Raw genomic sequence first — 14159 nt, forward strand, 5'->3', positions numbered from 1 at the left:
CAATGCAGCAGGGGGCCGCTAAGGTTTAGGTTAGGCCTTCTGCTTTAGGAGATGGCTTTCTCAAATATTGACATGCAGTCATGTATGTATGTATCTTGTATGTATTCTAAGCGTAGTCTTGCGCTGGCAAACTGCACTGGGCTGTATTAGAGAGGATTTAAGAAATGAAACGCAGAGAGTTAATAAAGTCCGCTGCTTTAGTGGGCGGAATAACCGGGCTTCCTTTGGCGCATGCTACAAAGAATGCAACTGTATTTGAGCACGGTGTAGCAAGTGGCGACCCCTTACAAGATCGCTTTATTATTTGGACGAGAGTTCACCCGAGCCAGGCGTTGCAGACAGTAAGCTGGCAGCTGGCGGAAGATCGCGAATTTCACAATATTGTGCAGCAAGGTGAGCTTGTGGCACAGGCTGAAAACGATTTTACTCTCAAGCTTGATGTTCAGAAATTGCTACCAGCGAAGGAATATTTTTATCGTTTTGCTTGTAATAGAGAGTTCTCGCCAATAGGGCGTTGCAAAACTCTAGCGGCCGAAAATTGTAAGCAGGCTAGATTGGCGGTGGTTTCCTGCTCTAATTTCCCGGCGGGTTACTTCAATGTTTATCGAGCAATCGCGAATAAGCCTGACTACGATGCTGTCGTGCACCTGGGGGATTATCTCTACGAGTATGGTCGCGGCGGTTATGGCACTCAGCATGCTGAAGCGCTATACCGTGAGCCCGTACCGGCCAATGAGCTTAAATCCTTAAAAGATTACCGATTGCGCCACGCACAATACAAAAGCGATACGGATTTGCAGGCTATGCATGCGACGCATCCTATGATCGCGGTATGGGATGATCATGAGTTTGCCAATAACGCCTGGCAAGATGGCAGCCCTAAAAGTAAAAGCCCGGATGCTTGGCGCAAACAACAAGCGGCGGCACGCCAAGCTTATTATGAATGGATGCCTATACGGGAAAACGCCAATGATGGCATAAACCGGCATTTTACTTTTGGTAATTTACTTAGCCTTTCAATGTTGGATACCCGTCTTAAAGGAAGAGAGCGGCAACCCAGTCGTAAGGCCTTTGCGCAGGGGCTGGAGCGCGATCGTGAAATGCTTGGGCAAGACCAGTCAAACTGGCTTGAAGGGCAACTTTCAAAGAACAGCTGTCGGTGGACAGCAATTGGTCAGCAGGTAATGGTGTCGCCATTTCACATGCCTGATTTGCGCAAGGTAGCAGACCCCAATGGAGATTCTGAGTTTGCGCGGTCGCGCTCTCGCAAGCACTATCAAGCGGTAATTGAATCCAGTAAATACGGACAACCCATGTTGCTAGATGCCTGGGACGGATACCCCGAAGCCCGGGATCGGTTTTTAGAAATTTTGGGTAAGCATAGTGAAAATGCCGTCATCCTAACGGGCGATATCCACACGGGAATATGTTCTCAAATTTCGATACCGAGTAGACCTCAACAAAAAATCACAGAGTTAATTACCAGCTCGGTAACCTCCCCAGGCTTAGATGATTATCTGCCAAGCTTCCAGGGGAGTTCGGTATCTGATGCCTTTATCGAAAAAAATCCCCATCTTAGCTATGTCAATGGCAAGGATAAGGGCTGGATAGATGTGCATTTTCAAGTCGATAAAATGTCGGCTTGCTGGATGACTGTAGATAATATCCACTCATACAGCTTTACGGTCAATGAAAAATATAAGAAAACGGTTATTGCTAAAGGTTAGTTTTAATGAAGTTGTCCATTTTATTGTCTCTCGTTATGGTGTTTTCCCCTTTGGTCTTAGCAGGGTCCAAGGATAGCTTGCCGAATTGGAAATCGAGTCTATCTAAAACTCGATTATCACAGTTTATAAGGGATGCAAGTGACCCTGAGGCAAAGAACTATGTTGCCAAAGAAGATCGCATAGCTATTTTTGATGTGGATGGAACCCTTTGGGTCGAAAAGCCAAACTATGCTCAGCTAGATTTTGTCTTGTCACTTAAGGCGAAAGAGCTAGCAAAGGCAAAGCCAAAATCCGAAAAAGATCTTTTGGCACTGTCGTCTGCTGTTTTTGAGGGAGTTAGCGAAAAGGAATATCAGCAAAGCGCGCGCGAGTTTTTGCTGAGAAAAAGTCGCCATTCAAGATATGATAAAAAGCAGGCTCAGTTAGTCTATCGGCCAATGCTTGAATTAATGGCGATGCTACGTGAGCACGATTTTGAAATCTATCTTTGTACTGGCTCGGATGAAGGTCTGATCCGTTCTGTGTCGCAAGAGTTATTCTCAGTCCCTCCGCAGAATGTAATCGCCCAAAATGTCAGTTATGTAATGTCAGATGGCGAATTGGTTCGCTCAGGTATTTACAGAACACCTATCAACTTAGCCGAAGGTAAGGTCAGCAATTTGCAACATAGGCTCGGTAAAGCGCCTGTGCTTGCTGTCGGAAATTCTATGGGTGATTATCATATGTTGAAATGGGTTTCTCGTTCAGGTGGTCTGGCGGCCTTGCTGGTGCACGATGATCAACTAAGAGAATATGACTACGGTAAAAAGAATAAAAAATTGGCTAAAGCTTTTTCAGGTATGGATATTGTTAGGATCAGTATGCGAGAAGAGTTTCTGCAATTGTTCGGCGACTAGATTAGAGAGTGGATTATGCGCTATATAACTTACGGATTGATTCTGATCCTAGTTTTTACAGCTCTGCTTGTGGCTTATGTATGGCAGTCGCTTGGTGGGGCTAATGAGCTGTCCACTAGTGACTATCAATCTTGTGAGCTTATAAAAGGACCGGTCGGTGCTGAGGATATCGAACTTGGGTTTGACGGATTTGTCTATATTTCTTCTGATGATCGTCGCGCTCACCTGAGTGATCCATCTGGAGTGGGGAATATTTATCGTTTTCAGGGCGCTGCTGAGAAACATGATCTTCAGCTTATGGAGCTTCCTGCGGGTTTAAATAGTTTTCACCCTCACGGTATAAGTTACTTTAAGGAAGCTAATAAGGAATACCTTTTTGTTATTAATCATCGTGTCCCTGCTGCAGCTGATGGGGGGCACGATATCTTCCTGTTTAGGATTGATGGTCTTCGTTTAATCACTGCGAAGCAACTTGCTGTTCCAGATGGTTTCTCACCAAATGATATTGCCGCGATCTCTAGCGAGGAGTTCTACTTTAGCAGTGACCGAAAAGCCTTATCCGGAATGGCTATGTACGTCGAAGTGCTGCTGGGTTTGGCTCGGTCCTCCATTGGGCATTATTATCAAGGTCAATGGAAGATGGCCGTGGACGGTTTGGCTTTTGCTAATGGTATTGCTTACTCTCCGCGCCATCGGCAGCTCTGGGTTTCTGAGTCACGAGCGGGGCAGTTACGAAAGTACCAGCAAAATGAAAAAGGTCATCTAGAGTTGCGGCAAACACTCTCTTTGGGTAATAGCCCCGATAATATCTCTGTGTTGGACAATGGGGATCTTCTAGTGGCAGATCATGTTAATGGTGTGGCGCAGGCTCGCAATGCGGATGACCCTACTATTGCTTCACCAAGCCGTATTTGGAAAGTGAAGGCCAATGGCAAGCTTGATATGCCACAGTTGCAATTAGATGGGCGAGCCTACTCAGCTGCAAGTGTGGCGGTAAGTATCAATAATCAGTTGCTTCTGGGGTCAATTTACAATGACGGTTTATTGCTTTGTTCGGCTGAGTAGTAAGTATTTTTGTGCTGAAAATAAAAAGCCCGGCGATAACCGGGCTTCTGGCTTAGACCTTAAAGCTTAGGCTTTAATGGGCTTGTACTTCATTCGCTTAGGGCCGGCATCGGCGCCTTTACGGGCAACAAAGTCTTCATGGTATTCAGTGTAATTACCTTCAAAGAATACAATATCACTTTCGCCTTCATAGGCTAGGATATGTGTCGCTACGCGATCTAAGAACCAGCGATCGTGCGAGATTACCAATGCGCAACCTGGGAAGGTAAGTAGGGCTTCTTCCAGTGCGCGTAAGGTTTCAACATCCAAATCGTTTGACGGTTCATCGAGTAGTAAAACATTGGCGCCTTGCTTTAAAGTATTCGCCAAGTGCAAACGGCCACGTTCACCACCGGATAATTCACCAACACGTTTTTGCTGATCAGTACCCTTGAAGTTAAAGCGGCCGACATAGCTGCGTGAACTAACTTCGTAGTTGCCAATCTTCAAAATATCGTGGCCATCGGAAATGGCTTCCCAAACATTTTGGTTGTCGTCTAGGTTTTCACGTCCCTGTTCAACATAGGCCACTTTAACCGTCTCGCCTAATTCTACAGAGCCTGTATCAGGCTGTTCGGTACCAGCGAGCATACGGAATAGGGTGGATTTACCGGCACCGTTACCACCGATAATGCCAACGATAGCGCCCTTAGGAATGGTTAGGCTTAGATCGTCAATTAACTTACGATCACCAAAGCTTTTGCTTAGGTTTTTGATTTCTATAACCTTATCACCTAGGCGCTCTCCCGGCGGGATATAGATTTCATTGGTCTCATTACGAGTTTGGAAATCTTGCGACTGCATTTCATCAAAGCGAGCTAAACGCGCTTTGTTTTTAGCTTGACGACCCTTCGGGTTCTGACGCACCCACTCTAATTCAGCCTTGATGGCTTTGTTGTGCGCAGCCTCAGCTTTTTGTTCTTGCTCAAGACGCTGCTCTTTGGTTTCTAGCCAAGTAGTGTAGTTGCCTTCATAAGGAATACCGTGGCCACGGTCGAGTTCCAAAATCCAACCGGCTGCATTATCTAGAAAGTAGCGATCGTGGGTAATGGCCACTACGGTGCCAGAGAATTCTTGTAGGAACTGCTCAAGCCAGAATACTGACTCGGCGTCCAAGTGGTTAGTCGGCTCATCAAGTAACAGCATATCCGGGCGGGATAGCAGCAGGCGACAAAGCGCTACGCGGCGCTTTTCACCACCGGAGAGTTTGCTAACATCGGCATCCCAGGGTGGTAGACGCAAAGCGTCGGCTGCCTGCTCCAATTTGTGATCTAAATTGTGAGCATCCCAAGCTTGAATAATATCTTCGTATTGCCCTTGCTGTTTAGCCAGTGCGTCGAAGTCAGCACCTTCTTCGGCATAGGCTGCGTATACCTGATCTAAACCCGCGATGGCATCAAGTGCTTCACGAACACCATCTTCAACATTGCCACGCACATCTTTTGCTTCATCCAATTGTGGCTCCTGCGGGAGGTAGCCAACCTTAATACCTGGCATTGGGCGGGCTTCACCGTTGTAATCGGTATCGACGCCAGCCATGATGCGTAGCAGGGTGGATTTACCTGAACCGTTCAAACCAAGAACGCCAATTTTTGCGCCAGGGAAGAAACTCAAGGATATATCTTTCAGAATTTGACGTTTTGGTGGGACGATTTTGCCCACTCTGTTCATGCTGTAAACGTATTGCGCCATAGCGCGTCAGCCTCCAATCAGTGCATAGAAATTGCCGCTATTGTACCTGAGCCAACAAAAAGTGGCCCGCTCATAGGCTATTTATTTTCACTTTGTGCTAATTTAGCTTTTATAACTTGCATTAATAAACTTACTAAGCCATGATTAGCTCATAGTGATAACAATATAAACTTCGAAATAGCCAGAAATGGAGGCCACAAGCCATGAATTCACCAATAGACGCTGCCAATCTAGAGGTCGCTGCAAAGTGCACCATTATCGAAGACAAGCAGGGCAACCCAGCCCCAAATGCACCCGCTTGGACTAAGGAAATCGACAATCCTTATCTGCATGGTGTCTATGCGCCAATCTGTGAAGAGGTGCAGGCTGATACATTAGAGGTTGTAGAAGGTGAGATTCCTGCTGATCTGTATGGCGCTTATCTGCGCAACGGTCCCAACGCGGTTTATAAACCTCGCTTTAACTACCATGCCTTCGATGGCGATGGCATGTTGCACATGATCAATTTTAAAGACGGCAAGGCCAGTTACCGTAACCGTTGGATTCAAACGGATGCCAAAGTAAAAGAAGCAGAAGAAGGCACGGCTGTTTGGCCGGGTGTGATGGGGCCATTTGATTTCAGTTTGCCAGGTTTCCCCATTAAAGATACTTCCAATACCGACGTGATGTACTACAACGGCCATATTATGTCGCTATGGTACAACGCTGGTATTCCATACAAGCTTGATATGGACACCTTAGATACCAAGGGTAGAGAAGATCTAAATGGTGGCCTTAAGCGGGCACTATCGGCTCACTCTAAAGTCGATTTGGAAAATGGTGAGTTGGTCTTCTTTGATTACTCTGACGACTACCCTTATTACACTTACGGCATCGCCGATAAAGATGGCAATATCAAACACGAAGCTGGCGTTGCCTTGCCGGGCCCGCGCCTGCCTCACGATATTGGCGTAACACCTAATTATGTGATTGTGCATGACTGTCCTTTCTTCCACGACGTGGACTTATTGGAAAAAACCAACAAGCGAGTAATGACCTTCCATCGTGATGTGCCAACTCGATTCGGTGTTCAGCCACGTTACGGTAATGGCGATGAAGTGAAGTGGTTCGAATGCGAGCCTTGCTACATTTTGCATGTAACCAACTGCTGGGAAGAGGGCGATTGGGTGATTCAGGTAGGCTGCCGCTCAACCAATCCAATGCCAAAAGCGGATCCTACTGAGGGTGAGCTTTCTCATATGTTGGCTTATATGCGACTTGAAGCTAACTTGTACGTCTGGAAGTTTAATATGAAGACAGGCGAGGTAATTGAGCATGATATTGATACGCTAAATTCCGAGTTTAACCGCTCTAACCCTCTTTATATGGGCTATAAAACCCGCTACAGCTTTAACCAGTACATTATGACCCGCAAGGATGACGGCGTAGGTACCTTAGCATTTGGTGCAATGCTGAAATATGATGTTGAAAATGGCGATTTAGAACGCTGGGATTATGGCGAAGGTGTATTCGGTAGTGAGGCGCCTTTCTGTCCGGCAAAAGGTGCGACTCGCGATGATCCCGAAGATCAAGGGTACTTGGTGACCATTGCTACCGACACTAACGACTGGACGTCTTACTGTTTAATCTTTGATGCGCGAAATGTTGCTCAGGGACCTGTCTGTAAGTTGAAGCTGCCACAGCGCGTACCAGGAGGCTTCCATGCTAGCTGGGTGCGAGGAGAGGATCTTTACAGCGAGTAAATCTCTTTGCTCTGTAGCATTAAAAAACCCAGCATTTGCTGGGTTTTTTAATGACTTCGCTTGAGGCATAAATACTTGCCTGCTGCAATTAAGCCTAGTCTTTCTTAATAGCTTCAGCGGCCTGTGCGGCGGCCATGGCTTTCTCGTGTTCGTCTTTTTTAATATCTTGCAATACTTGCAAGTTAGCACGAAAGCGCTCGGTTAAGTCATCGATACCTTTTTCTGAAAGGTAGCCGGCATTGCCGGTAGACACATATGAGCAGTAGTTGGCGCTTGCGGTCATTAAAGCGGCAGCAACTAAATTAGGGTTTTCGGTTTCTTGAGCGGCTGTATTGCACATTTCGATAAACAGGCCGGTCAGGCGGTGATGTTCTTTTTGTAGGTCGTCCACGTCACAGTTCCAGTTCTTATTAAAACTGCTGAATGATGCGCTTTGTTGGCATATAGGTCAATATGCTTGGTCTGCTTTGCTCAATTGTTTCCTTAGAGCCGCCGCTATTGCTGGCGAGTCAAAAGTTAAAGCTTTCGTTCCTGGGGCTGTGAACCAGCTCTAAATTAGGAGGACTTAATGAGAGTCCTCGAATGCTAATGCTATTCTGGATTGTGCTGGCGATTTTATCTCTTGTGATGTTTGCGCCGCAATCTCCATTGCAATTCAAGGTCCAAACTTTCCGAATGTTATTTTGCTGGTCGAGCAGCAGTAATAGCTTCAGCTTGGCCTTTTGTCCATTTCTATTGATATCGAGGTTCTTGATTACACCGAGATAGCTTGTCATTTTGCTATGCCCATGGGTTTTGCTTGAGTCAGGTGCAAGTTCACTGAGCTTACCGTCAAGTTGGTGCTTGGCTAGCAAGCTTAAGGCTGCAAGTAATATAAATATAAGTACTAGTCCTACACTGCTGCTTGAGTTATCTGAATCGATTCGACTGTATTCCAAGTTGCTGCTTTTCATCTATACACTCGGCTTATCGTTGATTTAGTAGTCGTTTAGAGGAAAACATAGCGCTGGTGCGTATATTAGAATCCAGCTCTAGCACCTGATGGTCCATGAGTTGGTAACTATGGTCGGCATATAGATCAAATATATCGAGGCTGCTTGTAATGATGATTGTCGATCCGGAATCTCTTAATTGACGTATCATCTGCAATAGTTGGGCGTTCGAACTGGCACACAAGTGTTCGCTAGGATCATCAAATATGATGAGCTTGGGCTTCACAAATATTGCCCTTGCTAAAGCAATTTTTTGTTTGTGGAGAGGGGTAATTTGTTGACCGTCGTCTCCAATCGCGCTCTGGTAGTTTTGCGGTAAACGAAGGATGTCGGAATGAACTCCGGCCATTTTGGCAGCTTTTATGACCTCTGAAATATCAGCATTAGTGAATCGGCTGATGTTTTCAGAGATTGTGCCTGTGACTAATTCGGGTTTCTGGCTGATAAAGGCTATGTGTTCAGCACGATTCTCATCGGTCCACTCGCTAATATCTATATCGGCGACCTTAATGACTCCTTGTAGACATGGGTCTAGGCCTAACATCGCACGGCATAAACTGGTTTTTCCGCTTTGTGCTTGGCCCTTAAAAAGGTGGATTTCGCCAGGGGCTAAGTAGAGATCAGTGTTAAAAAATATGGGGGAGAATCGATCGTCGCCAATGGATGCATGGCGTAGCTCGATACTTAATTCATTGTCGATTGTTCTTTTTGGATCGGTTGATGTCGGTTCTATATTTAATCCCTTTTTAGAGTCGAAATTTTCAGCTTGAAATCGAGTATTAAATTTAAGCGCATCATTTAGTGAGTAAACAATTTGGTAAAAAATGATCAAGCTTATCGCTAAGCTGGAATAGCTTATTTGTGAGCTAAAGGTGAGTTGTGCGCCCAAGATGGCAAGTCCGCAGAAGCTGGCGTTACCGCAAAGCCTGAGCAAGTTCGAGAATAAGCTGTTGATGCCGTTGCAAGAGTTTAGCTGGCTTTGGCTAACTTTGTATCGGCTAAACCAGAACTCCTTAAAGCTTTGCTGCATGCCCATAGCAATAGTGCTATCGCGGTGATTGAAGAATGACGTCAGTAATTGCATTGCATCCGTTTGTTTGGCTTTGGCACTTTTCGCCTCTTCGAATGTTAGCAGCCCTTTGAGTTGATGAAGCAGCCAAAGCAAGAAAACGCACAGGCATGCTAAAGATCCAATGCGAATGTCAACCGCAACAAGAGCCAGCAAATAAAAAGGTGTCCAAAAGCTGTCTAATATGGCTGGAATTCCTGGTCCGCATATTAGGAGCTTAAGTCTTCCTAGTTCTTCCAATTTTGATAAAGGCTTGGCTTTTTCTCCTGCAGACTGAGTTGCCATCTCGGCATCAGGGGTGAATATGTCATCTATGCGTTGTTGCTCTAATTTATTGGAGAAGTCCGAGAGCACCATATGGCGTTGCCGATTGTAATAGCCAATAATTAGAAATGCAGATAGGCTTGTTAAAATAAGCGCAGTTACTGTGTTGCTGCTCTCTATCGGTTGGGCTATAACGTAGCTCGCTAGACCTAATAGTAAGAGGCTCTTAATAGCGCTCATCTGAATGATTCTGGATGAGCGAAGAGCATCGTTTTCTATCAAGATTTGCTTGGTAAAACTGATCATATCTTAATGGCTATACTTATAAATGCTGTGTGCAGTAGTGAATTTGGATGGTGAGCAGTCTCTTTGGTCGCGATTGTGTTCCTTAGTATTCGCAGTCGTAAGTCGACACTTAGTCTCATTGTTTAACTCATCAAGCAGAATATTTAGCTCTTTGACCCATTGGTGCTGGTCTTGGCTAAGACCGGTAAATGGTTGTAATTCATAAAGCCTCTGTAAGCTATCTTCTAGCTCTTGCATAACAGGGTATTGAGAGGATGTGAGGAAATCTTCGATTACACGATCACTGATATACTCTCCGGCTGAATCAATTACGGACTGCCATATAGCATCCATTTGCTGATAAATAAGCTCTGCTTGCTTGCGTTCTACATGATTGAGTACCTTGCACGGGCCTAGCATGGCATCGGCTTCTTCCTTTAATTGTGCGAGTGCTAGCCTTGGGTCGACACGATGGTCAAGCTTATCTGTTTGGTGTATCTCTGTTTTAAAGACCATATTGGTGCAGCTACCATCTTATCTGTCAGCTAGATAATTATTGATGGCCGGCGTACCGCTTTAAATGAATACAATGTGATGATTTGTAGCTTCCTTCTCATTTCGAGGGCCCGCTAGATACAAAACGATACAATTGCGGTAGCTCTGTTGCCAGCAGCCTAGCCTTGCGGGGATCGGGCTAGGTTGCTGGGCTGGGTCAGTAGGCGTTTCAACCGAAGCTACTGAGCCAAACTGTTGTTGCCGCTATTTCTTAAAGGGGCGACCATTTAGGCGGTAAGGAATGGTGTTTCTGAGATAGTAGGCAGCCAGAATATTTGAAGGCTTTAGATCAAGAGGATGAGCCTTATCAGAGGGTGAGTTATTAGAGCGATTCAACTCAATATCGCCATCACCCATTTTAAGAGTGAGTCGCTTACTGAAAATTCGGGATAAATCCAAGATGTTACGCTTACTGCTGCGGCCCATTTGAACCACTTCGCCATTTAGCAAATTTAGCTTGGGTAGTGTTGAAAAGTTTCTAATGGTGTCTTCTTCTAAAGCGCTGACTTCTTGACCTACAGCGCTTAGCTCTAGAGACATTTCGTGACCATTTTCGGTCTTAACATGCGCAGAATAAGCTGTCTCAGAGCGGTTAAAGTCGATCTCGCCCATGGTCTTGGGTAAGCCTAGGCGTCGAATCCCAGCGATTCGAGATTCCTGGCTGGTCACCGGCATAAAGATACAATGCCAAAACTCATTGCCTTCGTATTTGCCTAAGATAAAGATTGATGCTTCTTTGTAGGGTTTGGTATTGGCGTCCATTTTGTAAAAATCGGATATGAATGCAAAGACCATTGGGGTTTCCGGCATGGTAAAGCTGTCGGGAAGAAGTTCGCGGTAGCTATCTATCTCATCGGTTTCATAATAAATAAAAATTCCGTCGTTCTCATAGTAAGTGAATCGCTCTTCTTGAGATGCAGCCTGTTGTGAGCTGAAAAGTGTTGCTATTAGAAAGATGATTGAAGAAATTGCCTTGTACATATCTCTTTGCTCTTGTTTAAAGTGGTTGATAGTCTGTGGTGGTTTTACTTACAACCTATTTCTAGGCCTTGCTCATCTTTGCAGTTATGCTCCCTAATGATTTTTCCATCTTGTAGGGTTGCGCTGCCTTCATAGCTTTTTCCGTTGGCTCCTTCTCTGGATACGTTTTTGCTGTAGCTTAAACCTTCGGCCTCGCTGTAACTGCGTTGTCTAGTCTTGTTTACTGTGCCGCCATTTTTGTTGTGCCGCTGCTTGTTTACCTGCCTCCAGTATTCTCCTTCAGCAGTCCTTCCCCCGTGTTTTGTTCGCAATCCTTCTGTGCCGTCAGCTTTCTCATAGGCTTGCACGTGAGTTTTCAGCACTCCGCCTTTATCATTCCTTCTATTCGCCTTGCGGGTATAAACGGCTCCTTGCCCAGCAATCGAAGCCTTAGACTTTGAGATTTTACTTAGGCTAGACTCGCTCTCTCGCACCCTTGTCGATACCTTCTTTTTATAAATTGAGCCTTCTGTATCGGCAGAAGGTGGACTTGAGTCTGCATGAGTGCCCGCTGAAGATAGGAGCTGGATGCTGCATGCTGCCAGTAGTACAGCCAATTTTTTAATGTGGATATGTTGGGACATGGGGGCTCTTGCCTTTAGATTAAGATGTGGTGTATGTTGAATTAAGCATGAAAAAGTTTCAGTCAAATATCCGTTATGGTAGTGTAAATTTATTGTAAATAAACTTTGGCTAATGGTTGATTATGGTGGAGAAAAACCACGTTTTAGTGATAGAGGATGATCTCGATGCATGTGAGTTGCTGGCTGAATATCTGGATTTTGAAGGCTTTAAGGTAGACACTGCAAGCTCGGGCGTGGAAGGGCTTAATTTCCTAGAAAAAAATCAGCCGGATATTGTTCTACTGGATATTATGATGCCTCAAATGAATGGCCTTGATGTATTAAAACACATACGGATTGACTCCGATGTGCCTGTGCTTATGTTGACTGCAAAGCATGAAGATATGACAAAAGTTATGGGCTTTGAGTTGGGTGCCGATGACTATCTGACAAAGCCATACAACCCCGTTGAATTGAGTGCACGTATTAAGGCTATTTTACGCCGTACAAGCAAGGCTGTTACAAAAAGCAACGCTCACTTAGCTAATCTTGAACTGATACAGGCACGCAGGGAGGTTAAAGTCGATGGCGAAACTGTGAGTTTAACGGCAACAGAATATGATCTGCTGGAATACTTGCTGTTTAGGCCCGCCCAGGTCGTCAGTAAGGAAGAGCTTTTTCAGAATGTCATTGGAAGAAAATATGAGAGCTATGATCGAACTTTAGATATGCATGTTAGCAATCTTAGGAAGAAGATCGACGCAGCGAATGTGAAGTTGGCTACCTGTCGGGGTGTTGGATATGAGCTTATTGAGCTGAAAAATGTCTAAGATCTTCTGGAAGATTTTCTTTTGGTTGATTGTGGTTAATTATGGGGTTGCTACCATATTTTTCCTAGTAAGTGGTGAGCGATTAGCGTTATCTCAAAAGCAGTTTTCGTCTGAAAAACTCAGGAGAGTTCAGCTGCAAAGAATACAGTTTATTACTTATTTGCTGGCAGAATCTGATGAAGGCGTTGCTCGTAAGTTTATTCATGAAAATCGAGAGATGCGGCCTAGAATCTGGGTTCTAGATGCATCCGGTCAGGACATTCTAGATCGTAATATTCCAAGATTAATAAGCAACTCTGAGAGCATACATCGACAGCTGGTTCGTGGCCAAAAGGGCGAGAGCTTTGAAGTTCTTACTTTTATTCCTGAAGAGATCAAAGAGCCTTCTTTACTGCAGGGGAAGCACAAGAAAAAAGTTAGAGTATTGGTTTACTTTCTAGGTGGGCTTATTGCCAGTTTTTGGCTGGCTTGGTATTTATCAAGGCCTATCAGAATGCTCTCAGAGGGTGTTAGGAACTTAGCAGAGGGCAATTTTGAGAAAATCTTACCAAGATTAGGCGGGCGAAAAGATGAGCTGGTAAGCTTGGCTGGTGATTTCGACAAAATGGCCCTTGAACTTCGGGAAAAACAACAGTCGCTAAAAGTCTTGCTTGGCGATGTGTCTCATGAGTTAAGATCACCCTTGACCCGGGTTAGATTGAGTCTTGGCCTGCTGGAGCAAAAGCAAGAAAATATTACTGCCAAGGACTTCGATCGGGTAAAGGCGGAGCTGGATCGCCTGGATGATTTGATCGATCAAATACTGACGGTGAGTCAGCTGGAAAATAATCCTGATTACCCTCTAAATGACTGCGTTGAGTTAAAAGGATTTTTGCAAAGTACCATTGAAAGGGTTGATGTGGAAATTGGTCGCGGCTCCTGTAGGGTGTCTCTTCATCAAAGTAATGTGCCAGACGAGCTGTTGATGAGCGCGAATAGGGAGATGCTATTAAGGGCCTTTGAAAATATCATTAGAAATGCGCTGAAGTACACGCCCCCCAATGGCCGTATAGATGTGGAGCTGTTTGATCGACCAGAGGAAATCTGTATCCACGTTACTGATGAGGGGCCGGGGGTTCCCGAATCAGAACTGGATAAGATATTTTCACCGTTTTATCGTTTAGATCCATCCAGAAGTAGTCAGGGGTATGGCTTAGGTTTGGCAATATGCAAACGGGCCATCGAGCATAATAATGGCAGTGTTGTGGCTAGGAATGCGACCCGTGGGCTGCGAATAGAGATTAGCTTTCCGAGGCGACTCTTCTTGAGCGACTGAAGAATCCTTCTGGCCCGCTTAGGCGGTTTGTTGATGGTTGCCAATTTATATTCATAAGTAGGCTATTTAAGGCATTTGTAGCGCTAATCCCCCCCACTTTGTCGA

13 protein-coding genes are annotated in these 14159 nt (G+C 45.2%); 6 read left to right on the forward strand and 7 right to left on the reverse strand.

The window, feature by feature from the left end:
- Positions 1 to 164: 164 nt before the first annotated feature.
- The 3 genes from Q1A08_RS16970 to Q1A08_RS16980 are packed head-to-tail and all read left to right on the forward strand — an operon-like array spanning position 165 to position 3688.
- Positions 165 to 1727, forward strand: coding sequence for an alkaline phosphatase D family protein (locus Q1A08_RS16970; protein WP_299775090.1), 1563 nt, complete (start codon positions 165 to 167; stop codon positions 1725 to 1727).
- A 5-nt stretch (positions 1728 to 1732) separates the two neighbouring features.
- Positions 1733 to 2623, forward strand: a complete 891-nt coding sequence (locus Q1A08_RS16975) for an HAD family hydrolase (protein WP_299775092.1) — start codon at positions 1733 to 1735, stop codon at positions 2621 to 2623.
- A 15-nt stretch (positions 2624 to 2638) separates the two neighbouring features.
- Positions 2639 to 3688 (forward strand): SMP-30/gluconolactonase/LRE family protein, encoded by a 1050-nt coding sequence (locus tag Q1A08_RS16980; protein ID WP_299775094.1) that lies wholly within the window; start codon positions 2639 to 2641, stop codon positions 3686 to 3688.
- A 66-nt stretch (positions 3689 to 3754) separates the two neighbouring features.
- Here Q1A08_RS16980 and ettA read toward each other — a convergent pair whose 3' ends face one another.
- A complete protein-coding gene (gene ettA, locus Q1A08_RS16985) occupies positions 3755 to 5419 on the reverse strand; it encodes an energy-dependent translational throttle protein EttA (protein ID WP_299775096.1) in 1665 nt (554 codons plus the stop codon).
- A 203-nt stretch (positions 5420 to 5622) separates the two neighbouring features.
- Here ettA and Q1A08_RS16990 point away from each other — a divergent pair, with 203 nt between their 5' ends.
- Positions 5623 to 7161: a carotenoid oxygenase family protein gene (locus Q1A08_RS16990; protein WP_299775098.1), complete on the forward strand. Its 1539-nt coding sequence runs from the start codon at positions 5623 to 5625 to the stop codon at positions 7159 to 7161.
- A 94-nt stretch (positions 7162 to 7255) separates the two neighbouring features.
- On the opposite strand, the gene Q1A08_RS16995 is transcribed toward Q1A08_RS16990, so the two are convergent.
- The 6 genes from Q1A08_RS16995 to Q1A08_RS17020 form a co-directional block, all read right to left on the reverse strand.
- The gene (locus Q1A08_RS16995; RefSeq protein WP_299775100.1) at positions 7256 to 7552 is read right to left on the reverse strand and encodes a hypothetical protein; all 297 of its coding nucleotides are present in this window, start codon (positions 7550 to 7552) and stop codon (positions 7256 to 7258) included.
- A gap of 118 nt (positions 7553 to 7670) precedes the next feature.
- Positions 7671 to 8114, reverse strand: a complete 444-nt coding sequence (locus tag Q1A08_RS17000) for a hypothetical protein (RefSeq protein ID WP_299775102.1) — start codon at positions 8112 to 8114, stop codon at positions 7671 to 7673.
- Positions 8115 to 8127: 13 nt separating this feature from the next.
- The gene (locus Q1A08_RS17005) at positions 8128 to 9792 is read right to left on the reverse strand and encodes an ATP-binding cassette domain-containing protein (protein ID WP_299775104.1); all 1665 of its coding nucleotides are present in this window, start codon (positions 9790 to 9792) and stop codon (positions 8128 to 8130) included.
- 3 nt (positions 9793 to 9795) lie between these two features.
- Positions 9796 to 10287, reverse strand: coding sequence for a hypothetical protein (locus Q1A08_RS17010; RefSeq protein ID WP_299775106.1), 492 nt, complete (start codon positions 10285 to 10287; stop codon positions 9796 to 9798).
- A gap of 243 nt (positions 10288 to 10530) precedes the next feature.
- A complete protein-coding gene (locus tag Q1A08_RS17015) occupies positions 10531 to 11307 on the reverse strand; it encodes an acetoacetate decarboxylase family protein (RefSeq protein WP_299775108.1) in 777 nt (258 codons plus the stop codon).
- Positions 11308 to 11351: 44 nt separating this feature from the next.
- Complete coding sequence (locus Q1A08_RS17020; RefSeq protein WP_299775110.1) at positions 11352 to 11930, reverse strand: hypothetical protein; 579 nt, start codon at positions 11928 to 11930, stop codon at positions 11352 to 11354.
- Between the two features lie 122 nt (positions 11931 to 12052).
- Here Q1A08_RS17020 and Q1A08_RS17025 point away from each other — a divergent pair, with 122 nt between their 5' ends.
- Positions 12053 to 12739, forward strand: a complete 687-nt coding sequence (locus Q1A08_RS17025; RefSeq protein WP_299775111.1) for a response regulator transcription factor — start codon at positions 12053 to 12055, stop codon at positions 12737 to 12739.
- Positions 12732 to 14054, forward strand: a complete 1323-nt coding sequence (locus tag Q1A08_RS17030; RefSeq protein ID WP_299775113.1) for a HAMP domain-containing sensor histidine kinase — start codon at positions 12732 to 12734, stop codon at positions 14052 to 14054. Before Q1A08_RS17025 ends, Q1A08_RS17030 begins: the two co-directional genes overlap by 8 nt.
- The last annotated feature ends 105 nt before the right edge of the window (positions 14055 to 14159 follow it).

This window comes from uncultured Pseudoteredinibacter sp., from assembly GCF_947500695.1.
Taxonomy (GTDB): domain Bacteria; phylum Pseudomonadota; class Gammaproteobacteria; order Pseudomonadales; family Cellvibrionaceae; genus Pseudoteredinibacter.